The organism is Propioniciclava soli (assembly GCF_038502305.1).
Taxonomy (GTDB): domain Bacteria; phylum Actinomycetota; class Actinomycetes; order Propionibacteriales; family Propionibacteriaceae; genus Propioniciclava; species Propioniciclava soli.
On the sequence record NZ_CP115965.1, the window covers coordinates 2,248,091 to 2,271,984 of the forward strand.

The window sequence follows — 23,894 nt, forward strand, 5'->3', positions numbered from 1 at the left end:
CCATGGCCCTCACCCTGCGTCCCGTGGAGGACTGCACGTACGACGTCGTCGCCCTCGGCGAGGTCATGCTCCGCCTCGATCCCGGGGCCGGCCGCATCCGCACCGCGCGCTCCTTCGACGCGTGGGAGGGCGGCGGGGAGTACAACGTGGCCCGGGGGCTCTCGCGCTGCTTCGGCCTGCGGGCCGGCGTCGTCACCGCGCTGGTCGACAACGAGGTCGGACGCCTCGTCGAGAACCTGATCCTGGCCGGCGGCGTCGATGCCCGCCACATCGTGTGGCGCGACTCCGACGGCATCGGCCGCACCGTCCGCAACGGCCTGAACTTCACCGAGCGTGGCTTCGGCGTCCGCGGCGCGGTCGGCGTCTCCGACCGGGGCAACACCGCGGCCAGTCAGCTCGCCGCCGGCGACGTGGAGTGGGACCACCTGTTCGGCGACCTCGGGGTCCGCTGGCTGCACACCGGCGGCATCTACGCCGCCCTGAGCGAGACCTCGGCCGACACCGTCATCGCCGCCGTCAAGGCCGCGAAGAGGCACGGCACCGTCATCAGCTACGACCTCAACTACCGCCCCAGCCTGTGGAAGTCGATCGGCGGCCAGGCGAAGGCGCAGGAGGTCAACACCGAGATCGCGCAGTACATCGACGTCATGATCGGCAACGAGGAGGACTTCACGGCCAGCCTCGGCCTGGAGATCGAGGGCGTGGACGAACACCTCACCGACCTGGAGATCGACAGCTTCGCCGCCATGATCACCGACGCGGCGAAGGCCTACCCGAACTTCCAGGTGATCGCGACCACGCTGCGCGGGGTGCGCTCGGCCACCGTGAACGACTGGTCCGCCATCGCCTGGTCGGCCGACACGGGCGTGCTGGAGTCGACCAAGCGGCCCGGCCTGGAGATCTTCGACCGCGTCGGCGGCGGCGACTCCTTCGCGTCCGGCCTCGCGTTCGGCCTGCTGGACGGCCAGCCGCTGCAGACCGCGTTGGAGTACGGCGCCGCGCACGGCGCGCTCGCCATGACCACGCCCGGTGACACCACCATGGCCTCCAAGACCGAGGTGCTCAAGCTCGCCGGCGGCGGCTCGGCGCGCGTCGACCGCTGACCGTCACCAGCCCCCCGAAAGGACTCACCCATGAGCAAGGCCGTGAGCAAGGTCGCCCTCGTCACCGGCGGCAACCGCGGCATCGGCCGCGGCGTCACCGAATCGCTGCTGCAGGCCGGCTACCGCGTGTCCATCATGGCCACCCGCCCGGCGCCCGTCGACGTGCTCGCCGAGCTGGGTGAGACCGGCGAGGTCCGCTACACCCAGGGCAGTGTCGCCGAGCTGGCCTCCCACGAGCGCTACGTCGAGGACACGCTGGCCGACTGGGGCCGCATCGACGTCCTGGTCAACAACGCGGGCGTCGCCCCCTCCGAGCGCAACGACATCCTCGTCGCCACCCCGGAGAGCTACGACCGCGTCATGGAGATCAACCTGCGCGGTCCCTATTTCCTCACCCAGCGGGTCGCGAACGTGCTGGTCAACCAGCCCAAGGAGGGCGAGGGAGTCCGCGGGACGATCATCAACGTCAGCTCGATCTCGGCCGAGGTGGTCAGCACCAACCGGGGCGAGTACTGCCTCTCCAAGGCCGGGGTGGCGATGGCGACGCGCCTGTGGGCCGTCCGGCTGGCGCCCGAGGACGTTCTGGTCTACGAGGTGCGCCCGGGCGTGATCGCCACCGACATGACGGCCGGCGTCACCGAGAAGTACAACGCGTTCTTCGCCTCGGGAGCGGTGCCGATGCCCCGCTGGGGGCAGGCGTCCGACGTGGGGGGCGCGGTCGTCCAGCTGGCCGCCGGCGCGATGCCGTACACCACCGGCGACGTCATCAACGTCGATGGCGGCATGCACCTGCCGACCCTCTGAGCGAAGGAGCCACCGATGGACCAGTCCGCCTGGATCGACGAGCACGCCACCGGGCACGTCGCGGTCGACGGCCAGCAGATCCCGGTCGTCAGCGCCAACACCGTCGTCGTCGGCACCGGCGCGGCGGGGTTCTGCGCCGCCGACCGGCTGGTGATGCTGGGCCAGCGCGACGTCGTCATGGTCACCGACAAGCGGCGCGCCGGGGCGTCCCGCAACGCCGGCTCCGACAAGCAGACCTACTACAAGTTGACCCTGTCGGGCGCCGAGCCGGACTCGGTGCGGGAGATGGCCGACACGCTGTTCTCCGGTGGCTCGATGGACGGCGACATCGCCCTCGCCGAGGCCGCGTGGAGCCCGCGGGCGTTCTTCCACCTCGTGGAGTCGGGCGTGCCGTTTCCGCACAACGCGTCGGGTGAGTACGTCGGCTACAAGACCGACCACGACCCTCGCCAGCGCGCGACGTCGGTCGGGCCCTACACGTCGCGGACGATGGTCGAGCGCCTGGAGGCGAAGGTCGACTCCGCCGGGGTGCCGGTGCTGGATCTGTGCCGGGTGGTGGATCTCGTCGTCGAGGACGGCCGCGCCGTCGGGCTGTTGTGCGTCCGGCTGGACGTGACCGAGGACGCCCCCAGCCGCTTCCTGCTGCTGCGCTGCACGAACCTGGTGTACGCCACGGGCGGCCCGGCCGGCATGTACGCCGACTCGGTGTACCCCAACGGCCAGTGGGGCGCGAACGGCGCCGCGCTGCGCGCCGGCGTCCACGGCAAGAACCTGACGGAGTGGCAGTTCGGGCTGGCGTCGGTTCGCCCGCGGTGGAACGTATCGGGCACGTACATGCAGGCGTTGCCACGGTTCGTGAGCACGGACGCGGACGGCAACGACCCGCGGGAATTCCTCACCGACTTCCTGCCCGACTACGGCGATCAGCTCACCCGCATCTTCCTCAAGGGCTACCAGTGGCCCTTCGACGTGCGCAAGGCGCCCGAGGGCAGCTCCTTGGTCGACCTGCTGGTCTACCAGGAGACGAAGCTGCGCGGACGCCGCGTGTGGCTCGACTTCCGCTCCAACCCGGTGCAGTCGGACTTCGATGCAACGCAGCTCTCCGAAGAGGCCTACCGGTACCTGGACGCCACCGGCGTCGTGGGGCTGGGCAATTCGACGCCCATCCAGCGCCTTCAGCACATGAACCGGCCCGCGTACACCTTCTACGTGGAGCGCAACCCGGGTGTGGACCTGGAGACCGACATGCTCGAGGTCGCCGTGTGCGCGCAGCACAACAACGGCGGCCTCGAGATCGACCAGTGGTGGCACTCCAACGTCGAGGGGTTCTTCCCCGTCGGGGAGGCAGCCGGGGCGCACGGCGTCTACCGGCCGGGCGGGGCGGCGCTCAACTCGGGCCAGGTCGGCGCGACGCGGGCGGCGTCCTACATCGCGCAGGCCCGCCGCGACGACCCGATCGGGTCGGACGCCTTCGCCGCGGCCGCCCAGGGGGTGGCCGAGCGGGCGGTGGCGCTGCTGGCGTCGGCGAGCCAGCGGGCCGCGGACGACGAGGACACCACCGACGCGGTGTTGACCCACATCCGCCGCGTCATGAGCGACAAGGCGGGCGTGGTGCGCTCGAAGGCGTCGGTCGCCGAGGCGCGCGAGGAGCTGTCGGCGCTGTGGCGCGACTACGAATCGACTATCGCCGCGGACGCCGGGAGCCGCCGGTCGGTGAGCCGGCTGTTCCTGATTCGCGACATCCTGACGAGCCAGTACGTCTACCTCCACGCGATGGAGCACTACGTCGCCACCGGTGGGCTGTCGCGCGGATCGGTGCTGTACTCCGACCCGGACGGCGACCTGCCCCGCCTGGACGCGCGCGTCACCGAGCCGTTGCCCGAGCTGTTCCGGCTGCAGCTGGACGTCGGCGCCCTCAACGACGTCATCCAGGTGACGCGCTGGGACGGCGCGGGTGAACCGACCTTCGATTGGCGCGCGCGGCGCCCGATCCCGGAGCAGACCGAGGCCTTCGAGAACACCTGGCGCAGTTACCGGGAGAACAAGAACATCGGCTGAGCCGGGCGCCCCGGGCGTCGGATAATGTCAGACCCGCCTGCGAGGCTGGAGCCATGAACGCACCGGTCCTTCGCAGCGTCGCCGACGCCGCCGCTGCGCTCGCCCACGCCCAGGACCAGGTGCGGGCCGGCGAGGTGGCGACGTGCCTGGCGATTGCCGCCCTGTGCGACCTGCACCGGGTCGACGAGACCGTGCTGGTCGCGGGGGCCGAGCGGTGGGTGCCGGGCGGCGCGGACGGCACGCCCCGGATCGGGGAGTTCGTCGCGGCGGAGATCGCCGGGCTGGTGGGGGTGAGCGTGGGTTCGGCGTTCGGCCAGATCGCCCGGGTGCTCAACCTGCGGCACCGCCACCCCACCCTGTGGGCGCTGGTCCTGCAGGGCGACGCGCGGCCCCATGAGGCGTTCCGGGTGGCGGACGCCGCCGCGGACGCCGGCCTGGACGCCGCCGCCTGCGCGCGGTTCGACGCGATGTGCGCCCACGCGCTGGTGTTGCAGCCCTGGCCGCGCATCAAGGGCCGGGTCGACCAGTGGATCCTGCGCGCCGATCCCGCCCAGGCCGCGCGCCGCGAGCGCGCCGCTGCGAAGCGTCGGCATGTGTCCGTGGGCACGATCGAGGCCGGGCACGTCGCGCTGTGGGGTCAGTTGGACGCCGCCGACGGCATCGCCCTGGACGACGCCCTCACCCGCATCGCCGGCACCCTGCCCGGCGACGACCTGAACCACCGCCGAGCCGACGCCCTGGGCGTCCTGGCGCGTGGTGTCCTGGGACAGGATCCGCTGCCGCCGCGCAAGGCCGACCTGGTGGTCCGGCTGGACGCCGCGGACATCGCCGAGGGCGGCGTGGCGGCCGTCGAGCGCTGGGGCCACGTCCTGCTCCCCCGCCTCACGCGGATCTTGGCGGGCTGCACCGTGCGCGTCCGCCCGGTGGTGGTGCCGGGCGATGGGGCCGTGGACTCCTACCAGGTTCCCGAGGCCATGCGCCTCACCCTGGCGACGCGCAACCCGGTCGACGTGTTCCCCTGGGGCACCCGGCGCGCCGACGCCTGCCAGGTGGATCACACCGTCCCCTACGAGGCGGGCCGGCCCGGCCAGACGCACCTCGCCAATCTCGGGCCGCTGTCGTCCTACACCCACCGGGTGAAGACCCACGGCGGCTGGAAGCTCGACCAACCCCGCCCCGGTGAATACCGCTGGCGCTCTCCGCTGGGGTACGAGTACGCGGTGACGGCGGCCGGCACGATCCGGATCGGCCGGCCACCGCCGGCCCAGGTGGAGTGGTGGTACCGGGAGTCCCCCTTCGAGGACCCGCCCGAGTCGCCCAGCAATTTGGTGTCGGCGTCAACGGACGCAAGAGACCTGACCTCTGCGCAGGCGATCGTCAGCCCCTTGGGTCCACCCATGAACGGTGCGACGGGTTCAGTCAGCGCGCCGCCCGGCGCGGTCAAGTCCGACGCACCCTCACCGCAGATTCCCTTGCCGCTCGGCGGCTGAGCCGACCTCAGCGCCTTGCCGCAGCCCCACCTCGCGGGCCATGATCGACCCATGACCCTGCTCACCGCGCCCACCCAACGGGGTGGAGCGTCCGTCAGGACGGCGACGCTGCCCGGTGCGCTGCGCGCGCTCGGCCAGGCGTTGGCGATGGTGCTGACCCTGGCGCCGTCGGCCTGGGCGGTGGTGCTGCTGGCCGGCGGACACGCGGTGCGCGAGTTCTGCGCGGGCCGGTCGTGCACGCCCGCCGAGTTGGCCCCGTCCGGATTCGTGGCGTGGCAGAACCAGACGTTGGCAGCGCTGTCCGGGCCGTTCGAGCGGGTGTGGTGGCTGTACGCGACCTCCCTCATGATCGGCGCGCTGATCACGGCCGCCGCCGGGTGGCTGGCCATCGGTTTGGCCATCACCCTGGGCGGGCTGCGCACCCGGCGTTGGGTCGCCATCATGGGCGCCCTCGGCCTGCTGGCGCTCCTCGGCGCGTTCTGGCTGACCACCCCCCAGATCGCCTGGGTCAACCTGTACCTCGAGTGAAACCCCTGGCTCACCAGGGCACCTGAGCACCTGAGCACCTGGCCACCTGGGCACCTGGGCACACCCTCAGGCATTTGGACCCGAGCACATGGCGCCATGGCGCCACAATCTCGGGTCCAAATGCCCGATGGTGGGCCAAACCCCCTCACCTCGCCAGCCGCATCAGGGCAGGCACCCTGCAGGCGGCACCCCGGACGCAGCACCGCCCCGCCGGGATCCGACGGGGCGGTGCTGTTGGCCGTCACGGCGAGGGTCAGCGCACGTAGGGCTCCAGGTGGCGGATGAAGTGCGTCCGCATCACCTCGTACAGCTCGTCCTCGTGGGCGCGGAGGACGTCCTTGATCTCGTCGCCGTACTTCTCCAGCGTCGCGCCGTAGCCGACGTGGAGCACCTGGCGGGAGTCCAGCGCGGTGACGAGCTCGTCGGCGTCCTCGCGCTTCGGGTTGGACGGGATCTTGGTGACGTCGCAGCTCAGGTGGTAGCTGTGCCGGTTCTCCTCGAGGGACTCCAGCGAGAGCTGCAGCATCTCCAGCAGCAGGTTCGGGTCGTGCCGGGCGATGACGCGCAGCGCCTCGACCCAGCTCGTCCCGGCCGTCTTCATGTGCGACGCCCCGGCCGTGGCCTCGGCGAACAGCGGGTAGATCGAAAACTTGTCCGACCCGGAGTGCAGCGACAGCTTGTACGGGCCGAGCGCGCGGGCGATCTCGGCGTGCTTGTCGAAGTTCTCCTTCAGCTTGTCCAGCGGCCCGATGTACTCCACGCCCTTCTCGAACTGCCCCACCCAGCGCGGCGCGAAGCTCACGAGCTCCACCCCGAGGCGCTGCAGCTCCATGACCAGCACGACGTGCTCGACGTACGTGGTCGGCTTGTCGGTCTCGTCGATGGCGAACTCGAACTCGTGCGGCACGTCGAGACCCTTGACGTGCGTGATGAGCTCCATGCCCCGCGTGAGCGCGGGCCCGGCCTTGACCGCCGCGCGGACGACCTCCGCCTCGTCGAGCACCAGCGGGCCCGACTCCAGCTCCACCGTCGTGCCGGCGTAGCGCTTCACCAGATCCTCGACCGAGGTGTCCACGGCGGACAGGTCGAGCGACTCGGCCTTGCTGCGCAGGGTGGCCTCGTCATCGTCGTGGGCGGCCATGTCCATCTCGTCACCCGGGTCGACCGTGAAGAACACGAAGCCCGCCTCGGCGCACGCCGTGAGGGACTCCTCGGTCTTCTGGTGGTCGGCGTCCGCGCCGACCGGCCCCGTCCAGCCCGCCTGGAAGGCACCCCAGGTGGCGTCGTCGATCACGTTGCGCGGCGTCCGGCCGCAGCGACCCATCTCGCGGGTCGACTGCTGGGCGAACACCGGGTTGATGGTGCCCACCTCCTTGAACGCCAGCACGTGACCGGGCGTGCAGAGGCCGAGCCGGTCGCCGGTGCCGGCCGTCATCTCCAGGCCGAACAGCTGCGGCGTCAGCCACGGCAGCGCGGCGCGAAGCGCCTTGGCGTTGTCCGGGGTCACCGGTGCGCGGAACGCACCCGCGTCGGCCGAGCCCTCGAACGTCTCCAGGACGTCCGCCTCGGCCCCTTCGATCACCAGTTCCTTCGTGCCGTCGGCGTCCTTCTCGAGCCAGAAGGTCGCGCCTTCGTGCTCGACCCGGGAGTCGGGGTATGCGGTGCTCATGGGTTCCTCTCTTCGGTGCTGTCCATGGTGCGGGAAATCGTGGGGGGCAGTGTGGCGTGCAGGTGCTCGGTGGCGTCCCGCTGCAGCGCCCGCGTGAAGACGTGGTCGGTGTCGGCCCACACGGGCGTGTACGACCCCGGCCCCGCCGCGAACGCTTGGTGCAGCGCGGCATCCGCGTCCCGCTGCCCCTGCAGCGGGAACAGGCGGTCACGGGCACAGTAACCCACCAGGACGTGGCGCGCCGGGTTCGTGGCGAGCAGACCCACGAGATCAGGCCCGGACGCCAACCCGCGCGTGTGCAGCAGCCAGGAATGCCCCACGTGGTCGGGGTAGAGCGACGCCAGCGTGCACATCATCGCGACGACGACGACGCTGGCGATCCCGTCGTCGAGAGCGGCCAGCAGCGCCGCCCGCCCACCCCCCCCGGAGAACCCCAGCACTCCGACCGGCCCGGGTGCGCACAGCGTGCGCAGCACCGCCAGCGACGTGAGGTCGTCGTGGGCCACCATGCCCGCCCAGGATGTGTCGAACAGCGCGCACGCCTTGGCCACGAGGTGCTCGTGCTCACGGGCGGCCGCGTCATAGGCCTGCGGGTCTCCGACGCCGAGGTGGAAGCGGCGCGCCCCCCACCCGAACGCGTCGGGCGCCAGCACGGTGAACCCGGAGCGAGCCAGGTCGGACGCCACCGCGGCCCCCTCCTCGGCCTGCTCGCGGTAGGCCAGGACGTGCGCGGGCACACCGGGCAGGTCGACCATCCGCTCCGCCCCGAGGCTCTTGATGCCGCCATGGCTGTGCAGGGCGAGCACCCCCGGCCGGGTCGCGGGGTCGGCGTCCACGGGGTGGAGCAGCCAGGCCGCCAGATCGGGCCCGAAGCCGACCGACCAGCGCAGCCGCACGGCCCGGACGCCGTCGCGCACGTGCACCTCGCGGGAGCGGACGCCGCCCCCCTCGGGGGCACCGCCAACCACCACGTCCGGCGGCGTCGGGATGCCGAACAGCGCGCCGAACTGGCCCGGGAGGTGCGGCGTCCGGCCCGCGTGGTCGGGCCAGTCGTCATACCCCCCGAACGCCGCGGGTGAACTCATCGATTCGGCGCCCGGCTCAGCGGGACAGGTCGAGCCCGAGTTCCGCCGGGGTGACGGCGCGGCCGCTGGCCAGCGACTCGTTGCCGCAGATCCCGACGGCGATGGCGCGCAGCCCGTCGATGTAGTCCGAGGGGCGGCCGAGCGGGTCGTCGCCGGGGCCGTTGAACACGTCGGAGAGCAACAGGGCGTCGCCACCCCCGTGGCCACCGGTGCCCCGCGGGATCTCGACCTCCTCCGAACCCTCGAAGTGCAGCTGCACGGTCAGCTGTTCACCCTTGTCGCGGCCGCCGATCTCCTCGGCCATCGCGGACGGGTCGACGACCACCTTGCCGCCCTCGTCGATCTTGATGCGGGCGCGCTCGACCACCTCGAGTTCGGCCCGGCCCAGGGTGCCGTTGACGGCGACCCGGTAGCCCTCCCACGGGCTGTGGGCGTTGAGGGCGTAGCTGAGCGTCGGCCCGCCGGCGTAGTCGACGATGACGGCGAGGTTGTCCTCGGTCGTGACGCCGGGGCCGAAGACGTCCTGGTCGCGCAGATAGCCGTCGTGGTGCTCGTTGTCGAGGTAGAGCGCCTTGAGCCGAGGATCGTCGCGCAGGTCGAGTTCGAACGGGCCGTGCTCCCCGTCGTGGGTGCCGCGCTCGGGGCGCGGGGCCAGGCCGCGGGCGTCCGCGTTCTCGGCGCCATAGAACTTGACGCCACCCGAGGCGTAGACGCGGGCCGGCACGTCGGCCAGCCACCAGTTGACGAGGTCGAAGTGGTGGGAGCTCTTGTGGATGAGCAGGCCGCCGGAGTTCTCCTTGGCCCGGTGCCAGCGGCGGAAGTAGTCGGCGCCGTGCGCCGTGTCGAGCACCCACTCGAACGTGACGCTCAGCACGTCACCGATCCGGCCGGACGCGATGACCTCCTTGAGCGCGGAGTTGCGGGGGCTGTAGCGATAGTTGAACGTGACGACGACCTGCCGGCCCGTCTCGCGCACCGCGTCCGCAATGGCGTTGGCGGAGTCAGCGTTGATGGTGAGCGGCTTCTCGACCACGACGTCGACGCCAGCGTGCAGGCAGCGCACGATCATGTCGGCGTGGGTGTGGTCGGGGCTCGTCACGATAGCCCGGTCGAGTTGCTGCTCGGCGATCATCTGCTCGACGGCGTCCGGGGTGTAGGTCGCCAGCGCGTCCGTGGCGTAGCCGTACTCCTGCGTCATGCGCTGGGCGTGGAACGCCATGCGGCCGGGGTTGATGTCGGCGAGCGCCACGAGCACGGCGGCGTCGCTGTGGTCACCCCCGATCGCGTCGGTGTACATCTGGGCGCGGTGACCGGCTCCGATGAGGCCGTAGCGCTGCATGGGGAATCCAACTCCTAGGGCAAGAGGGTGATGGGTGAACGATGTGGGGGGACGGAGCGGGGCCGGGGCGGCCGCGGGGGCCGCCCCGGCTCCGAACTCACTTGATGCCGGTCGTGGCGATGCCGCGGATGAGGAACCGCTGACCGAACAGGAAGGCGAAGAAGACGGGCAGCAACGACACCAGGCTCATGGCGAACATGGCTCCCCAGTTCGAGCCTCCGGTCGAATCCAGGAAGCCCTTCAGTGCCACCGGCACCGTGAACATCTGGGGCGACGTGAGGTAGATCAGGGCGGAGAAGAAGTCGTTCCAGCTCCAGATGAAGGTGAAGATCGTCGTCGTCGCGATGGCCGGCACCATGAGGGGCAGGATCACGTTGAAGAAGATTCGGAAGTGGCCGCACCCGTCGATCAGGGCCGCCTCGTCGAGTTCCTTCGGCAGGCCACGGATGAACTGCACCATGAGGAAGACGAAGAACGCCTCGGTCGCCAGGAACTTCGGCAGGATCAGCGGCCAGAAGGTGTTGATCCAGCCGAACTGGGCGAAGACGATGTACTGCGGCACGATCAACACGTGAATCGGCAGCATCAAGGTGAGCAGCATGATCGAGAAAAGGATGCTGCGGCCCTTGAACTTCAGCCGTGCGAAGGCGTAGGCCGCCAGGGAACAGCTGACCACGTTGCCGATGATCGACCCCAGGGCGATGATCGTCGAGTTCCACAGGTAGCGCGAGAACGGGTGGTTCAGCGCATTCCAGCCCTCGGCATAGTTTTCGACCCGGAACGTGGTCAACCACAGGCTCGTGTCACGGAAGATCTCCGCGGTCGGGCGGAAGGAGCTGACCACCATCCACAGCAGCGGGTAGATCATGACGATCGCCGCGAGCACCAGCAGGATGTGCTTGATGACGCTGCGCGCCGTGCTGGAGCCGCTGCGTGTCCGGCGCTCCGTCACCGTGTTCTCATCGGACGCCGCCGCGGCGGCGAGCTGGACGTCGGGGGTATTGGTCTCAGTCATCGTAGAACACCCAGTACTTGGAGACGGCGAAGTTGATGGCGGTGAAAATCCCAATGATGATCACCAGGAGCCACGCCATGGCGGAGGCGTAGCCCATCTGGAAGTTCGTGAAGCCCTGCTGGTAGAGGTACAGGGTGAAGAACATCGTCGAGTCCGCCGGGCCACCCGTGCCACCCGAGACGATGAACGCCTGGGTGAATGCCTGGAAGGCGCCGATGATCTGCAGCACGAGGTTGAAGAACACGATCGGGCTGAGCAGCGGCAACGTGATGGTGCGGAACTGGGTCCACTTCGACGCGCCGTCCACCGACGCCGCCTCGTAGTACATCGTCGGAATCTGCCGCAGGCCCGCCAGGAAGATGATCATGGGCGAGCCGAAGGTCCACACGTGCAGCAGGATGATCGTGCCCAGCGCGGTGCTCGGGTCGGCGATCCACCCCGGGGGGTTCTCCACACCGAGACTCTGCAGGAGCTGGTTGACCAGGCCGGTCGTGCCGAACATCTGGCGCCACAGCAGGGCAATGGCCACCGAGGAACCCATCAGGGAGGGCAAGTAGAAGACCGAGCGGTAGAAGGCCAGGCCCTTCATGCCCGTGTTCAGCAGCACGGCGATGGCGAGCGCGAGGATGAGCTGCAGCGGCACACCCACGACGACGTAGGTGAAGGTGACCACGAGGGAGTTCAGCAACCGGGGGTCGTTGAACATCCGGATGTAGTTGGTGAGGCCCGTCCAGGTGGGTCCGGCGAGCAGCGGATAGCTGGTGAAGGAGAGGTAGAGGGACGCGAGCATCGGGCCGATGGTGATGACCACCAGACCGATGAGCCATGGCGTCAGGAAGATGTAGCCGGCTTTGTTGTCGCGGCTCTCGTCCTTCTGACGCTCCCCGTGGGCGAGTTCGCCGATGGCACTCATGGATGGGACTCCCGGGCTTCGGGGGGTTGCAGGGGCGGGGGCGGGGGCGGCCCGGCGTGCGGGCCGCCCCCGTCGTGGCTCAGGCTCCGGCCTGGACCTTCGAGGTCAGCTCGGTGGTGAGCCCCTCGGCTGCAGCTTGCGGTGTCATGCGCTCGAAGATGACTTCGGTGCCCCAGCGGCCGAGCTCGATGTCGGCGCCGCCGACCGGCGTGACCGTCATCGGGTCGCCCAGCTCGGATTCGATGGATTCGAGGTACTCGACGATCTTGGCGTCGGACGCCTGGAGATCGGGGCGGACCGCCTCACGCACATCAAGGTTGGCGGGGACGCCGCGCTCGACGCCGAGGATCTTGCCGGCGTCCACGTCATTGGCGAGGAAGTTGATGAACTTGACGACGGCCTCCTGGTTGCCGGTGCGCCCCGAGGCGGACCACAGCATCGATGCCTTGTACCACAGCTCGTGGTCGCCGTCACCGTTCATCGACGGCGGCCGCAGGATCTGCAGGTCCTGGCCCGAGGCGTTGTCGAACGCCTTGACCTGGTTGGACCAGTAGTAGAACAGGCCGAGGCGGTTGGTCGCACCCATGGTCTGGTCGACCGGCTTGGTGAGTTCCTCCGACGCGACGGACGCCGACGGGAACGCCCCGCTCTGCTGCAGGTCGAGCCCCTGCTGGAAGAACTGGCCGAGGGTCTCGGCGTCGAAGGCGACGCCATCCTCGTTGAACTCATCCTGGCCCTGCTGGCGCAGCCAGACGCGCATGATCGGCTCGACCATGATGTAGTTCTGCGAGCCGACGGCGCCGTCGGACGAGCCCTCGGTGATCGCCTGCGCGGTCTGGGCCAGGTCGTCCCACGTCCACGTGGTGTCGTCGGGGATCGCGACGCCCGCAGCCTCGAAGACCGCCGGGTTGGCGATGACCGTGGGAGAGTTGATGCCGGCGTTGATGCCGAACAGGCCGGAGCTGAGGCGTCCAGTGTCCACCGTGCCGGGCGCGAAGCGGCTGACGTCCACCCCGGCCACCTCCAGGTCGAGCAGCGCGCCGCGCTCGCCGTATTCCGCGATGTACTTCTCGTCCATCTGGATGACGTCGGGGGCATCACCGGCGGCCATCTGCGTCGCCAGACGATCCCAGTAACCGCTCCACTCGCCCGGTTCACCCTGCACGTCGATGTCGGGGTTCTGCTCCTCGAAGAGCGCGATGACCTCTTCGGTGAGCCGGTTGCGGGTGTCGTTGCCCCACCAGCTGAACCGGATCACGGTCTGGCCCTGATCGTTCGTGGTCGGGGCCCCGCCGCCGGCGGCACAGCCCGTCAGGGCGAGGCCGATGGTCACGACACCTGCCGCGACCTTGTTCATCATCTTCATGCGGCCCTCCTTGGCCTCTCGTGGATCCCGACCACCACGGGCGGGAAGCGCTTACCGAGAGCGTACGACGTGGCTGACGCCAGGTCAAACACCGTGACCTTATCGTTACGCGGCGTCGCCCGGGGAGGATTCGGCCGGCCCCTGCCCGCCGAGGGCTCCACCCCACGCCCGCCCGGGAAAGCGCTACCATCACTCTCGTCCGCGCCCGTTCGCCCCGACCGGCGCGCACCACGGTGAGGAAGGACGGCGCAGCGATGGGACGACGCACCCCCGGATCGGCCCCGACGCTGAGCGACGTCGCCCAGCACGCGGGCGTGTCGCTCGCAACCGCCTCGCGCGCCATCAACGGCAGCCAGACCCGCGTGGTCGGCGAGGAGTTGCGCGAGCGCGTCCTCGCCTCGGCCCGCGCCCTGGGCTACGCCCCGGACGCCAACGCCCAGGCCATGGCGCGGGGCACGACCCGCGCGGTCGGCGTCATCGTGCACGACCTGACGGACCCCTACTTCGCGGCCGTCGCGGACGCCATGAGCCGCGCCGCGACCGAGCGCGACCTGTTCCTGACGCTGGCCACCACCGGTAACCACGTCGAGCACCTCGCCGAGGTCGTCGCCCAGCTGGACACGCTGCGCGTCCGCGCGATCGTGCTGGTGGGTGGCCGCTGGAAGGCCAACCAGCCCACCGCCGACCTGCTGAGCGCGGTCGACCGCTACGTGAGCCGCGGTGGACGCGTGGTGACGATCGGCATGGAGGTGCCGGGGGTCGACTCGGTAAACGTCGACAGCGAGGACGGTGCGCGCCAGCTCGCCCGCCACCTGCACCGGTTGGGCTACCGCAGCCCGCTCATCCTGAGCGGCCCCGAGCTGCACTCCACCGCGGTGACGCGCAGCGCCGCGTTCGTGCGCGCATTGGCCGACGAGGGCATAGCCGTGCACCCCGATCACCTCATCTCCAGCGACTTCACGCGCACCGGGGGCGCCATCGCCATGCGCATGGCGCTCGAGGCCGGCGTCGACGTCGACGTGGCCATTGCGATGAACGACGTGATGGCACTCGGGGCGATGGCCGAGGCGCGGGCGAACGGGGTCGCGGTGCCGCAGGAGTTGGCCTTCACCGGGTTCGGTGACATCCCGTCGCTGCAGGACGTCATCCCCTCGCTGACCACCGTCCACATTCCCAGCTCCAGTCTGGCCACCCTGGCGTTGAACCTCGCCCTGGACGGCCCCGGCGACGGAACGGGGGACGTCACCGTGCCGGTCATGCTCGTCGCCCGCGATTCGACACCCGAGCGGGCGGGCTGACGCGGCGGGGACGGGCGACACCGCGGCGTCCCTGTGGTAGTCAAGGACGTATGCGCGATTCCCGGCACGGGACCGCAGCGGAACAGAGGAGATCTCCCATGCGACGTCGCACCTTCCTCGGCGCTCTCGGTGGGCTGGGGCTTACCGGGGCCCTCGCGGCCTGCGGAACTGGCACCACCGAGCAGGTCACCGAACCGATCGACGAGAACACCGAGGCCGAGCTCGAGCTGGCCTACTGGGATCGCAACCAGTCGGTGACCGTCGAGGCCCTGATCGCGAGCTTCACCGAGCAGCACCCCGGCATCACCGTGACCCCGGCCCTCACCGGGCCCACCGACTACTGGACGCGGCTGCGCACCCAGGCCGAGGGCGGCAACCTCCCCGACGTGTTCTGGATGAGCGGCCTCCACGTGCAGCTCTACGCCTCCAACGGCATGCTCGCCCCCGTGCCGGACGACGTGGACTTCGGCGTCTTCCCGCAGGCGATGACCGATCTGTACACGATGGACGGCGTCCGCTACGGCATCCCGAAGGACTACGACACCATCGCGTGTTGGGTCAATCAGCGACTGGTCGAGGAGGCCGGCGTCACGCTGCCCGACCCCGAAACGTGGACGTGGGAGGAGTTCGGCGAGACGACCCGGGCGATCGCCGCGGGGCTCGGCGACCGCGCCCGCGCCGTCGTCACCGATCTCAACATCGGCGGCCAGCAGAACTGGTACAACACCGTCGCCCAGGCGGGCGGCTACATCATCCGTGACGGCCGGTCGGGCTACGCCGAGCCCGACACGATCCGCGGGCTGGAGTTCTGGTCCAACCTGGTGGCGGACGGCGTCGTGCCGCACCCTCGGGAGATCGCCGACAACCCGCCGCAGACCGCGTTCATGTCCGGGTTGGCCGCCATCCACCACACCGGCTCCTGGGAGACGCCCGCGCTGCTGGCGGACTACCCCGACCCCGGCGAGTTGGTCGTCGTGCCGCTGCCGCGGGACCGCGAGCGGGCCTCCACCATCCACGGCCTGGCCTACGTGGTGGCGGCGAACTCGGCGAACCTCTCCGCGGCGTCGGCGTTGCAACGGCACATGACCTCCGAGGAGGCGGGGCGCACCGACGCCGCCAACGGCACCGCGATCCCCGCCTGGGCCGGCACCGCGGAGTCGTGGCACGAGGTCAAGCCGGAGTGGAACCTCAGCGTGTTCACCGACGCCGCGGAGAACTACGCCGTCCCCTACCCCGTCTCGCGCAACACCGCCGCCTGGAACCAGCTGGAGGCCGATCTGCTGACGCCCGCCTTCGCCGGCGATGTGCCCATGGCGCAGGCGGCCGAGCAGTTGGCCCAGCAGATGGACGAGTTGCTCGCCGCGGAGCGCTGATGGCGCGGCGCCGGGGCCCCCACCGCGCCGGGGCATGGCCGTGGGTCTTCATCGGCCCGCTGCTCGCCGGGGTGGCCGTGTTCTACTACTATCCCATCGTCTCCAACGCCTGGACCTCACTGACCCAGTCGGGGGCGTTCGGCACCAACCAGCGGTTCGTCGGCCTGGACAACTACGCCGGCCTCGTCGATCGGGGCGACCTCGGGACCGCGGTGCTCAACACCCTCGGCTACACCCTCATCGTCCTGCTGGGGGTGCCGCTGTCGGTGATGGTGGCCGCCATGATCGAGCTGCCCGGGCTGCGGTTCGCGCCGCTCTACCGGGCCCTGTTCTTCATGCCGTACCTGGCGATGCCCATGGCGATCGCGCAGGTGTTCCGCCTGGTGTTCAACGGCGACTTCGGCCTGGTCAACCAGGGGTTGCGGGCCCTGGGAGTGAACGCGTCGCCCTACTGGCTCACCACGCCGGGCTTCGCGCTGGTGGCGGTGGCGCTGTTCGGGTTGTGGTCGTCGATCGGCTTCAACGTCATCATCTGCTGCGCCGGCCTGAAGGGCGTGCCGCGCGAGCTGTACGAGGCGGCGTCCCTTGATGGGGCCGGGCCCGTGCGACAGTTCTGGGCCGTGACCGTGCCGATGCTGACGCCGTCGATCTTCTTCCTGACCGTGATGCAGACCATCGCCGGCTTCCAGCTCTTCGACGCGCTCTTCGCCCTGATGGGTGCGAACAACCCCGCCATGCCGCAGACGAGGTCGCTGGTGTACCTCTTCTACCAACTGGGCTTCGTGGTCAACGACCGGGGCTCGGCCGCCGCGGTGGCCATGGTGATCCTCGTGTTCGTCGCGGCGGTCACCGCCGTCCAGTTCTGGGGCCAACGACGGTGGGTGACCTATGCCTGAGACCACACCGAAGCGTTCTGGACGCCGGCGGCGTCCGCGCCACCTGCTGGTCCATGCCGTGCTGCTGACCGGCGGGCTGGTGATGGCGTTCCCGTTCGCGTGGCAGCTGCTGATGTCCCTGGCGACGAACGCGGAGATCCAATCCGTACCTCCCCAGCCCATCCCCTCACGGCTGCACGTCGAGAACTACGCCGCGGTGTTCGACCGGCTGCCGTTCCTGCACCAGTTCGGCGTCTCCGTGTTCATCACGGTGGTGCGCACCGCCGGCCAGCTCGTGCTGTGCTCGATGGCCGGCTACGCGTTCGCCCGGATGCTCTTCCCGCTGCGCGGAGTGCTGTTTGGGCTGCTCCTGGCGATCCTGATGATCCCCTCGCAGGCCTACATCATTCCCCAGTACGGCATCGTGCAGGCGTGGGGCCTGCTGGAGACCCCGTGGGCGATCGTGCTGCCTGGGATGTTCTCCGCGTTCGGGACGTTCCTGATGCGCCAGCAGTTCCTGAGCCTGCCGGTGGAGCTCGAGGAGGCCGCCCGGCTGGACGGCTGCAACCCGTTCCAGACCTTCTGGCGCGTCATGCTGCCGTTGGCGTCGCCCGGGCTGTTCGCCGTCGGCATCACGACGGTGTTGTACTCGTGGAACGACCTGCTGTGGCCGCTCATCGTCACGACGCGGGAGACCTCCATGCCGCTCAGCGTCGGCATCGCCACCCTGCAGGGCCAGCACACCACGGACTACGCCGTGCTCATGGCAGCGTCCGTCATGGCCATGGCGCCGATCTTCCTGCTGTTCCTGGCGATGCAGCGCCGGGTCATCGAGGGGCTCGCGACGTCCGGGCTTAAGGGCTGACGCCGGACGCCTCCGCGTCCGTCGGGGCGTCGCCCGGTCAGCCGACGAAGAGGCAGAACGGATGGCCGGCGGGATCGGTCATGACGTACAGCGGCTCCTCGGCGTCATTGGAGCGATCGAGGCGGACAGCCGCACCCAGGGCGACGGCACGGTCGCGCTGCTGGACGAGGGCGTCGGCATCGGGAACCGTCATGTCGAGGTGGAGCTGCATCGGGACGCGCGCGTCGGGCCACGTTGTGGGCTCGACCGCGGCCAGCTGGAAGGCGAGCTGCGGCCCCCCAGCAGGGTCGCGCAGCACGAGCCAGTCGGCATCGTCGGGCTGGCCGTGCGCTGGCGGTTCGTCACCGGCGCGGTACTCATAGCCGAGCAGGGCGCGGTAGAACTCGGCCAGCTCACGCGGGCGCGGAGTGTCGAGCACCGTCTGGACGAGCCTCGGATGGTCACTCATGGGGGCAGCCTACGCAGTCAACGGGGCCTGGGGCCGCTGTGACGTTCGGGGACTCGCCATCTTGACCATCAAAAGCGGCCACCAACCCATCACCGAACCGCTGCCCTAGGCCCACGGTGGGCTTCGATCCCACGTCAAATGCATCCCGAGTTGGGATTCACTCGGTAGCATGTTGGAGATGAGTACCCAGATCGCCATCCGCCTCCCCAACGACATGGTCGCCTTCCTCGACAAGGCAGTGGCCCAAGGCAAGGCACCCAGCCGCGCTGCGCTGGTCAGCTCCGCGCTGGAACGCGAAATGCGCCGCCAAGCCGCCGAACAGGACGCCGCCATCCTTCGCGAGCGGGGCAGCGCCCACGACCTCGACGACCTGGTCAACTGGTCCACCAGCCGGCTTGACCTCCCCGACTGATGTGCGCGAACTCTGCTTGGCGCGCCTCGACAAGACCCGACCCGTCGTGATCCTGACCCGCGAAGCCGCACGACCGGCCATGACGAATGTGACCGTCGCCCCGATCACCTCAACCATCAAAGGCCTGAGCAGCGAGGTACCCATCGGTGCACACAACGGCTTGGACCACGACAGTGTGATCTCCTTGGACAACACCCTCACCATCCCCACCAAGCTCCTCGGACGCACCATCGGCTTCCTGACCTCCGAGCAAGAAGCACTCCTCGCTCGGGCCGTGGTCCTCGCCTACGATCTCGACCTGCCCGTGCACGACGCTTGATCGACCTCCAACGCGACATCGACGCCAAGGCCACCGTCACGAAACAGTAAACGCGCTCGGTGCTGCAGGCCGGAAAGTTCAAGGCCCCGGTCGGCGAGACTGGTAGCCACCCACCATGCGGGAGCGCTGAGGACGCGGAACCTCTGACGCCTCATCGTCAAGCCACGAACCATCACATCCAGGGAGCAGGCGCAAAGTCGGGCTCTGAACGACTGCTTCACCCCTCATCGCCCCAGCCGAGCGCTCTGGCCGGTGTGGCAGCCGTGGCCGTGACAGGCACCAATTGCGGCGGGATCGCCCACGCTGCCTGCGGCATGTGCGGTTACTGACACCTAGGGAGTGAGCCGTGAGCGACGTCCCACGTATATCGGTCACCCCCCCACCCGCCCGGCTCGGTGATCGAGCCCAGATAACGGAACGCCAGCCGGCGGGCCACCGACGACGACGCCTTGTTGGCAGGATCGCACCGAATGATGAAGCGAACAGCAGGAACTTGGGACAGCGCGAGCCGCATCGCTTCGACAACCGCGGCCGTGGCGTAACCGTGCCCACGGCGCCCTCGATACACGTTGTAGGTCAGATTGACCTCCCCGGGCAACAGATAAGGCAGACCCCGCTGGATCCCCACGATCCCCACATGGTCGCCGCTGGCGACGTCCACGATCGCCAGGTCCACGACAGGTGCGCCGACTATCCAGGCCCGTGCATTGGCCTGTAGCCATGCAAGGTGTTCTTCGTCAGAACTGACGCGGCCATCGTTGCTCCAACGGTTGATCACGTCATCGCAGCCTTGCGAATGGACGTCGAGATCGTCCGGAGACAGCGGCCGCAGACGAACTGACGGTAGCGGGAGTGCCCGTGTTCTACTCACCGCAACATCGTGTCACGGCCGCCGTCGTGCTGGACAACGCACGAACCGACGAGCGCCGCGCCCGATGCGGCAAAGTAGTGCGTTGGCTAGGTGCCGGATGCCATGTAGGCGGCGAGGATGTGGTTGGGGTGGCGGTCGAGGTTCTTGCGGGCTCGGTCGTAGCGCACGGTGGTGCGGGGGCCGGCGTGGCGGGCCGCGATCTGGACGTCGCGGAGGTCGACACCAGCGTCGAGCATCGTGGTGACGAAGGTGTGCCTGAGCATGTGGGGGTGCATTCGGGGCAACGTGATGTGCGCTTGGTCGGCGAGGCGCTTGAGTCTGCGGGTTGCGCAGTGCCTGTCCATGAGCGTGCCACGAGGGGTGCGCAGGAGAGGCCCCTCCGTTCGCCCAGCTGTGGCGGCCTCGAGTGCGCGTTGGACAGCGGGCGGAAGCGGGGTGAGGACGACCTTGCCGCCTTTGCCGCGTACCTTCAGGACGCGGTGTCCGTGTGCCTCGCCGAGGTCTTCGATGTCGGTGCCGCAGGCTTCGAAGATCCGTAACCCTAGCAACCCGAGCATCGCGACCAAGGCGAAGTCGTTGAGGTTGGGCGAGGTGCGGCCGGCGTGGAGCATGGCCTCGAACTGGAGGTGGGACAGGCCCAGAGTGGGTGACCCTGGTGGGTCGTTCGGGCGGCGGACATAGTCGGCGGGAGAGCTTGACAGTACGTTGTCGATGACGCAGATGCGGTAGAAGCCTGCGACCACCGAGATGCGGCGGGACACAGTCGAGGGCTTGAATCGGCGGACTTCCTGCATCCATCGCACGTACAGCGCAATGTGGGCACGCTCCGCCCGTAGAGGAGCGAGGCCTCGTTCGAGGCACCAGGTCAGGTAGCTGCGCAGGTCGGACTCGGTGTGAGTACGGCTGGCTCCCTTGTAGTGGGCCAGGTGTGCGGCAACTGCGCGCACGAGGGGGTCCTTGGTGTCGGCGGGGAACAGCACGATGGGGGCGGCTGGCGCAGAGTCCATGGTTGAGCTTGCGCGAGCCACGCACTGGAAACAACATTTGAGTTATAGAACTCTGGAGTTGTAGTCTAGGGCTGTGTGGGATGTCGAGGTCGGACTCATCGAGGAATGGCTGCTGAGCCTTGCCGACGATGACTACGACCTGATCCTTGCCGCCTTGAAGGTTTGCAAGCCGAGGGGCCAATGTTGGGTCGCCCCTTGGTCGACGCCATCAAGGGCTCCCGTCACAAGACCATGAAGGAACTGCGACCCGGCTCGGGTGGCCGTTCCGAGGTCCGGATCCTGTTCGCCTTCGATCCACACCGCAAGGCGATGCTGCTGGTCGCTGGCGACAAGAGCCGCAACTGGACGCGCTGGTACACCCGCAACATCCCGGTCGCCGACCAACGCTTCGACGACCACCTCAAGCATCTGAAGGAGGGCTGACATGACCAATCTCGAACAGCTCAAGCAGCGTCGTCCGGGCCGCCGTTACGTGGTCGAAGCTCACAAGGAACGCATGATCGCCGAGACCCGGGCCTGGCGACTGCGGGAGCTCCGCGAGCAGTTCGACCTCACCCAGGTCGAGCTGGCCGCCGAACTCGACGTCTCCCAGAACCGGGTCTCTCGCATCGAACGAGGCGACCTCGACAAGACCCAAGTCGACACCCTCCGGCGCTACGTCGAAGCCCTAGGCGGGCACCTTCGCCTCGAAGTCCAAGTCGGCGACGAAACCTTCCAACTCGCCTAACCAGCTGCGGCAGAAGCGGGCGTTGTCGGGCAGGATCATTTTCGGGGTTGGAGTGGCTCTCGATGGGTCTGGTGTTGCCGGGCCCGCTGGGTCAGAGGTCAGGTTTAACTCGAAGTGCCCAGGCCATGTACGCCACGCACCCTGCGAAGATCACCCCGGCGATTCCGAAGGGCAGGTGCAGCCCCCCGACGGTGGCGATCGGTCCTGCGATGGCCGCTCCTACGACGAGCCCGATGAGCCCAGAGAGTTTGAAGAGGCTGTTCTGACGGCCACGCAGGTAGGCAGGCACTAATCGTTGCCGCAGTGAAACGGCGCAGATGTTCCACGCTGTGACGTGAAAGATGTAAGCCGCGAGAAGTCCCGCAGCGGCATAGGCGTTCGATGTGAAGAACAGCCCCACCATGGTGAGGGAGCCCAGCAACAGCGCTGGTACAACCACGCCGCAGTACCCGAACTTGTCCCGCAAGCTCGCCGTCACGACTGATGCCAGCAGACCACCGAGCGAAGAGACCGCAAGGATCACGCCGTACCCGGTCGCATCTAACGCCAGCGTCTCAGTCGCGTACAGAACCAGAATGGAGAAGGTCATCATGTACGCGATGCTTGCCAGCCCGCCGGTCAGGGCGAGAGCTAGCACGAGCGGTTGACGCTGAAGCCAGGTGCCACCTTCGATGGCTTCTCGCCACATGCTCGGCTGCGGCGCTCCTGCGTCTGGTGTCGGTGGGTTCGATCGTCTGGGAAGGGCGAGGAAGAGAACTCCAGCGGCCGCGTAGAGGGCTCCGGTAGCGGCCAGTGGAGCGGCCACGGCAATGGAGAACAAGAAACCGCCAAAGGGTGGTCCGACGAACTCGTCGGCGACGAGTTGAGCCGACGCGATCCGGCCGTTTGCCCGGTCGAGGTCCTCATCGTCCACGAGGTCGGGCAGGACGGAGACGGCCGCGTTGTCAGCCGAGATCTCCAGTACCCCGACCAGGGCGAAGGCAAGGTACAGCAGCGGAAGGGACCCAACGCCGGAAGCGAAAGCGATGGAGAGAACGAGGAGGACGACTCCGCGCAGCACGTTGGGTACCCACATGAGCAACCGCCGATCGACGCGGTCGACGATCACGCCCACCGGGACGACGAACAGCATGCGCACTGCGGAGTACACGAGGCTGAGCCCGGCAATCAGCGTGGGGTCGGTCGTCAGCGACGTCGCAACCAATGGGATAGCGACGAACGCGATCCCGTCGGCCAGGTTCCCAGCCGCATTGCCCGACCAGAGCCAGCGGAAGTCACGCCCAAGAGCCACAGGCGCGAACTCTAGTTCCCAAGTCAGGAGGGTGTCGACGCGTTTCCAAGTGGGGACCGCCGGCGACTGGCTGCCTGGGATCACGGACCCAGTTGTCGAGACACAGCTGTGAGCTATTCAGCCGACCCCAGGCATAACGCACTCAACTCGGTAAATGAGGATGTACGCCACCGGACCAGCGGACATCCGGTCAAGCCCGCAGCGTGGTACTCCCACATCCCGACGGGAAAGGTCCCAACTCCCTGCGAGATGCTCCGAACTGGTAGCGCCTCGTCGCGACCAGCAGGACGGGTCTGGACCAACCCAGCATGAGCCCTGATACCACGGTGGTAGCGTGGAGGGCGTGGCCATGACCCTGCGTTTGGAACCAGGCGACGACGAAGCGCTCACCCTGCTCGCCCGAACCGAGGGCGTGAGCAAGCACGAAGCAGCCGTGCGCGCCATCCGCGAGGCAGCCGCCCGCCACGTGCGGGAGGACAAGGTGCGGCAGCTCTCCTCGGCCGCCAGGACCCGCTACGCCGACCTTCTGGATCGCCTCGGACAGTGATCGAGTACCTCACCCTGGAAGACCTCCTCACACTTGTCGAAGACCTTCACGTAGGACCGATCCGCGACATCGGCCTCCTCGACTCCGCAGCCCACCGACCCCAGGTCATCGTGTTCGGCCGCGAGGCCTACCCCGATATCGACTCCAAGGCCGCTGTGCTGTTGGAATCCATCGTCAATAACCACGCCCTCGTCGACGGAAACAAACGCTTGGGCTGGCTGGCAGCGGTCATCTTCTACGGCCTCAACGACATCACCCTGGACGCCCCCGATCACGGCGCCTACAACCTCGTCATCGCCATCGCTGCGGGACAGACCACCCACGCCGACGCAGCGCTTGCGTTGAAATCCTGGCACTGATTCCCGAGCCTGCGGACACGAATGAAGCCCGCTGGGTGGGGGGAGGCGAGATGGTTGAGCACCTACCTCAACGGCCTACCCATGTACGCCGACGAGATGGGACGCCAAGTGGAAGCATCGCACTTCTGCATC

The 23,894-nt window shown here is 68.8% G+C and carries 25 protein-coding genes; 15 read left to right on the forward strand and 10 right to left on the reverse strand.

The genetic code is table 11. The features are described from left to right. Nucleotides 1-2: 2 nt before the first annotated feature. The 5 genes from PCC79_RS10070 to PCC79_RS10090 are packed head-to-tail and all read left to right on the forward strand — an operon-like array spanning nucleotide 3 to nucleotide 5,983. Nucleotides 3-1,103 (forward strand): sugar kinase, encoded by a 1,101-nt coding sequence (locus tag PCC79_RS10070; protein WP_342371737.1) that lies wholly within the window; start codon nucleotides 3-5, stop codon nucleotides 1,101-1,103. Between the two features lie 30 nt (nucleotides 1,104-1,133). Beyond that, the gene (locus PCC79_RS10075; protein WP_342371738.1) at nucleotides 1,134-1,907 is read left to right on the forward strand and encodes a 3-ketoacyl-ACP reductase; all 774 of its coding nucleotides are present in this window, start codon (nucleotides 1,134-1,136) and stop codon (nucleotides 1,905-1,907) included. Between the two features lie 15 nt (nucleotides 1,908-1,922). Then, nucleotides 1,923-3,965 (forward strand): FAD-binding protein, encoded by a 2,043-nt coding sequence (locus PCC79_RS10080; RefSeq protein WP_342371740.1) that lies wholly within the window; start codon nucleotides 1,923-1,925, stop codon nucleotides 3,963-3,965. A 53-nt stretch (nucleotides 3,966-4,018) separates the two neighbouring features. Continuing rightward, nucleotides 4,019-5,455 (forward strand): DUF222 domain-containing protein, encoded by a 1,437-nt coding sequence (locus PCC79_RS10085; protein ID WP_342371741.1) that lies wholly within the window; start codon nucleotides 4,019-4,021, stop codon nucleotides 5,453-5,455. Between the two features lie 51 nt (nucleotides 5,456-5,506). Then, nucleotides 5,507-5,983: a hypothetical protein gene (locus tag PCC79_RS10090; RefSeq protein ID WP_232547645.1), complete on the forward strand. Its 477-nt coding sequence runs from the start codon at nucleotides 5,507-5,509 to the stop codon at nucleotides 5,981-5,983. Between the two features lie 253 nt (nucleotides 5,984-6,236). Here the strand turns inward: PCC79_RS10090 and PCC79_RS10095 are convergent, their stop codons facing one another. From PCC79_RS10095 to PCC79_RS10120, 6 genes are all read right to left on the reverse strand, one after another. Next, a complete protein-coding gene (locus tag PCC79_RS10095; protein WP_342371742.1) occupies nucleotides 6,237-7,652 on the reverse strand; it encodes a tagaturonate epimerase family protein in 1,416 nt (471 codons plus the stop codon). Further along, on the reverse strand, nucleotides 7,649-8,737 hold the full coding sequence (locus PCC79_RS10100) for a hypothetical protein (protein WP_342371743.1): 1,089 nt from the start codon (nucleotides 8,735-8,737) through the stop codon (nucleotides 7,649-7,651). The genes PCC79_RS10095 and PCC79_RS10100 overlap by 4 nt, the downstream gene beginning before the upstream one ends. A gap of 16 nt (nucleotides 8,738-8,753) precedes the next feature. Next, on the reverse strand, nucleotides 8,754-10,076 hold the full coding sequence (locus PCC79_RS10105; RefSeq protein WP_342371744.1) for a Gfo/Idh/MocA family oxidoreductase: 1,323 nt from the start codon (nucleotides 10,074-10,076) through the stop codon (nucleotides 8,754-8,756). Nucleotides 10,077-10,173: 97 nt separating this feature from the next. Next, nucleotides 10,174-11,091 carry a carbohydrate ABC transporter permease gene (locus PCC79_RS10110; RefSeq protein WP_232547641.1) on the reverse strand — a complete coding sequence of 306 codons (918 nt, stop codon included), beginning with the start codon at nucleotides 11,089-11,091 and terminating at the stop codon, nucleotides 10,174-10,176. Continuing rightward, on the reverse strand, nucleotides 11,084-12,004 hold the full coding sequence (locus PCC79_RS10115) for a sugar ABC transporter permease (protein WP_342371745.1): 921 nt from the start codon (nucleotides 12,002-12,004) through the stop codon (nucleotides 11,084-11,086). Before PCC79_RS10115 ends, PCC79_RS10110 begins: the two co-directional genes overlap by 8 nt. Before the next feature lie 79 nt (nucleotides 12,005-12,083). Then, entirely contained in the window at nucleotides 12,084-13,370 is a 1,287-nt protein-coding gene (locus PCC79_RS10120) for an ABC transporter substrate-binding protein (protein ID WP_342371747.1), read from the reverse strand. Nucleotides 13,371-13,624: 254 nt separating this feature from the next. Here PCC79_RS10120 and PCC79_RS10125 point away from each other — a divergent pair, with 254 nt between their 5' ends. From PCC79_RS10125 to PCC79_RS10140, 4 genes are all read left to right on the forward strand, one after another. Beyond that, a complete protein-coding gene (locus tag PCC79_RS10125; protein ID WP_232547638.1) occupies nucleotides 13,625-14,668 on the forward strand; it encodes a LacI family DNA-binding transcriptional regulator in 1,044 nt (347 codons plus the stop codon). A gap of 98 nt (nucleotides 14,669-14,766) precedes the next feature. Further along, nucleotides 14,767-16,041, forward strand: coding sequence for an ABC transporter substrate-binding protein (locus tag PCC79_RS10130; RefSeq protein WP_232547637.1), 1,275 nt, complete (start codon nucleotides 14,767-14,769; stop codon nucleotides 16,039-16,041). Further along, entirely contained in the window at nucleotides 16,041-16,937 is an 897-nt protein-coding gene (locus tag PCC79_RS10135) for a sugar ABC transporter permease (RefSeq protein WP_332836142.1), read from the forward strand. The genes PCC79_RS10130 and PCC79_RS10135 overlap by 1 nt, the downstream gene beginning before the upstream one ends. Then, complete coding sequence (locus PCC79_RS10140; RefSeq protein ID WP_342371748.1) at nucleotides 16,930-17,781, forward strand: carbohydrate ABC transporter permease; 852 nt, start codon at nucleotides 16,930-16,932, stop codon at nucleotides 17,779-17,781. Before PCC79_RS10135 ends, PCC79_RS10140 begins: the two co-directional genes overlap by 8 nt. Before the next feature lie 37 nt (nucleotides 17,782-17,818). Here PCC79_RS10140 and PCC79_RS10145 read toward each other — a convergent pair whose 3' ends face one another. Beyond that, complete coding sequence (locus PCC79_RS10145; protein ID WP_232547635.1) at nucleotides 17,819-18,229, reverse strand: VOC family protein; 411 nt, start codon at nucleotides 18,227-18,229, stop codon at nucleotides 17,819-17,821. Between the two features lie 178 nt (nucleotides 18,230-18,407). Here PCC79_RS10145 and PCC79_RS10150 point away from each other — a divergent pair, with 178 nt between their 5' ends. Then, entirely contained in the window at nucleotides 18,408-18,641 is a 234-nt protein-coding gene (locus PCC79_RS10150; RefSeq protein WP_232547634.1) for a ribbon-helix-helix domain-containing protein, read from the forward strand. Further along, a complete protein-coding gene (locus PCC79_RS10155) occupies nucleotides 18,625-18,960 on the forward strand; it encodes a type II toxin-antitoxin system PemK/MazF family toxin (RefSeq protein WP_342371750.1) in 336 nt (111 codons plus the stop codon). The genes PCC79_RS10150 and PCC79_RS10155 overlap by 17 nt, the downstream gene beginning before the upstream one ends. A gap of 322 nt (nucleotides 18,961-19,282) precedes the next feature. On the opposite strand, the gene PCC79_RS10160 is transcribed toward PCC79_RS10155, so the two are convergent. Both PCC79_RS10160 and PCC79_RS10165 read right to left on the reverse strand, forming a co-directional pair. Further along, nucleotides 19,283-19,831 (reverse strand): GNAT family N-acetyltransferase, encoded by a 549-nt coding sequence (locus PCC79_RS10160; protein ID WP_342371751.1) that lies wholly within the window; start codon nucleotides 19,829-19,831, stop codon nucleotides 19,283-19,285. Nucleotides 19,832-19,917: 86 nt separating this feature from the next. Beyond that, on the reverse strand, nucleotides 19,918-20,838 hold the full coding sequence (locus tag PCC79_RS10165; RefSeq protein WP_342371752.1) for a tyrosine-type recombinase/integrase: 921 nt from the start codon (nucleotides 20,836-20,838) through the stop codon (nucleotides 19,918-19,920). A gap of 195 nt (nucleotides 20,839-21,033) precedes the next feature. On the opposite strand from PCC79_RS10165, the gene PCC79_RS10170 reads away from it, so the two are divergent. Beyond that, nucleotides 21,034-21,261 carry a type II toxin-antitoxin system RelE/ParE family toxin gene (locus PCC79_RS10170; RefSeq protein WP_342371753.1) on the forward strand — a complete coding sequence of 76 codons (228 nt, stop codon included), beginning with the start codon at nucleotides 21,034-21,036 and terminating at the stop codon, nucleotides 21,259-21,261. 1 nt (nucleotide 21,262) lies between these two features. Then, nucleotides 21,263-21,565 (forward strand): helix-turn-helix transcriptional regulator, encoded by a 303-nt coding sequence (locus PCC79_RS10175; protein ID WP_342371754.1) that lies wholly within the window; start codon nucleotides 21,263-21,265, stop codon nucleotides 21,563-21,565. A 91-nt stretch (nucleotides 21,566-21,656) separates the two neighbouring features. Here PCC79_RS10175 and PCC79_RS10180 read toward each other — a convergent pair whose 3' ends face one another. Further along, nucleotides 21,657-22,940 carry an MFS transporter gene (locus PCC79_RS10180; RefSeq protein ID WP_342371755.1) on the reverse strand — a complete coding sequence of 428 codons (1,284 nt, stop codon included), beginning with the start codon at nucleotides 22,938-22,940 and terminating at the stop codon, nucleotides 21,657-21,659. Between the two features lie 265 nt (nucleotides 22,941-23,205). On the opposite strand from PCC79_RS10180, the gene PCC79_RS10185 reads away from it, so the two are divergent. Together PCC79_RS10185 and PCC79_RS10190 are read left to right on the forward strand one after the other, a co-directional pair. Continuing rightward, nucleotides 23,206-23,403 carry a CopG family transcriptional regulator gene (locus tag PCC79_RS10185; RefSeq protein WP_342373616.1) on the forward strand — a complete coding sequence of 66 codons (198 nt, stop codon included), beginning with the start codon at nucleotides 23,206-23,208 and terminating at the stop codon, nucleotides 23,401-23,403. After that, nucleotides 23,400-23,762, forward strand: a complete 363-nt coding sequence (locus PCC79_RS10190) for a type II toxin-antitoxin system death-on-curing family toxin (RefSeq protein ID WP_342371756.1) — start codon at nucleotides 23,400-23,402, stop codon at nucleotides 23,760-23,762. The genes PCC79_RS10185 and PCC79_RS10190 overlap by 4 nt, the downstream gene beginning before the upstream one ends. Nucleotides 23,763-23,894 lie beyond the last annotated feature (132 nt).

Bases quoted from the DNA above. Each gene is read 5' to 3' on its own strand.
- PCC79_RS10150 (WP_232547634.1), top strand. From the start codon at position 18,408: ATGAGTACCCAGATCGCCATCCGCCTCCCCAACGACATGGTCGCCTTC.
- PCC79_RS10135 (WP_332836142.1), top strand. From the start codon at position 16,041: ATGGCGCGGCGCCGGGGCCCCCACCGCGCCGGGGCATGGCCGTGGGTC.
- PCC79_RS10085 (WP_342371741.1), top strand. From the start codon at position 4,019: ATGAACGCACCGGTCCTTCGCAGCGTCGCCGACGCCGCCGCTGCGCTC.
- PCC79_RS10095 (WP_342371742.1), bottom strand. From the start codon at position 7,652: ATGAGCACCGCATACCCCGACTCCCGGGTCGAGCACGAAGGCGCGACC.
- PCC79_RS10080 (WP_342371740.1), top strand. From the start codon at position 1,923: ATGGACCAGTCCGCCTGGATCGACGAGCACGCCACCGGGCACGTCGCG.
- PCC79_RS10110 (WP_232547641.1), bottom strand. From the start codon at position 11,091: ATGACTGAGACCAATACCCCCGACGTCCAGCTCGCCGCCGCGGCGGCG.
- PCC79_RS10130 (WP_232547637.1), top strand. From the start codon at position 14,767: ATGCGACGTCGCACCTTCCTCGGCGCTCTCGGTGGGCTGGGGCTTACC.
- PCC79_RS10185 (WP_342373616.1), top strand. From the start codon at position 23,206: ATGACCCTGCGTTTGGAACCAGGCGACGACGAAGCGCTCACCCTGCTC.
- PCC79_RS10100 (WP_342371743.1), bottom strand. From the start codon at position 8,737: ATGAGTTCACCCGCGGCGTTCGGGGGGTATGACGACTGGCCCGACCAC.
- PCC79_RS10120 (WP_342371747.1), bottom strand. From the start codon at position 13,370: ATGAAGATGATGAACAAGGTCGCGGCAGGTGTCGTGACCATCGGCCTC.
- PCC79_RS10075 (WP_342371738.1), top strand. From the start codon at position 1,134: ATGAGCAAGGCCGTGAGCAAGGTCGCCCTCGTCACCGGCGGCAACCGC.
- PCC79_RS10145 (WP_232547635.1), bottom strand. From the start codon at position 18,229: ATGAGTGACCATCCGAGGCTCGTCCAGACGGTGCTCGACACTCCGCGC.
- PCC79_RS10090 (WP_232547645.1), top strand. From the start codon at position 5,507: ATGACCCTGCTCACCGCGCCCACCCAACGGGGTGGAGCGTCCGTCAGG.
- PCC79_RS10140 (WP_342371748.1), top strand. From the start codon at position 16,930: ATGCCTGAGACCACACCGAAGCGTTCTGGACGCCGGCGGCGTCCGCGC.
- PCC79_RS10125 (WP_232547638.1), top strand. From the start codon at position 13,625: ATGGGACGACGCACCCCCGGATCGGCCCCGACGCTGAGCGACGTCGCC.
- PCC79_RS10115 (WP_342371745.1), bottom strand. From the start codon at position 12,004: ATGAGTGCCATCGGCGAACTCGCCCACGGGGAGCGTCAGAAGGACGAG.
- PCC79_RS10165 (WP_342371752.1), bottom strand. From the start codon at position 20,838: ATGGACTCTGCGCCAGCCGCCCCCATCGTGCTGTTCCCCGCCGACACC.
- PCC79_RS10070 (WP_342371737.1), top strand. From the start codon at position 3: ATGGCCCTCACCCTGCGTCCCGTGGAGGACTGCACGTACGACGTCGTC.
- PCC79_RS10175 (WP_342371754.1), top strand. From the start codon at position 21,263: ATGACCAATCTCGAACAGCTCAAGCAGCGTCGTCCGGGCCGCCGTTAC.
- PCC79_RS10105 (WP_342371744.1), bottom strand. From the start codon at position 10,076: ATGCAGCGCTACGGCCTCATCGGAGCCGGTCACCGCGCCCAGATGTAC.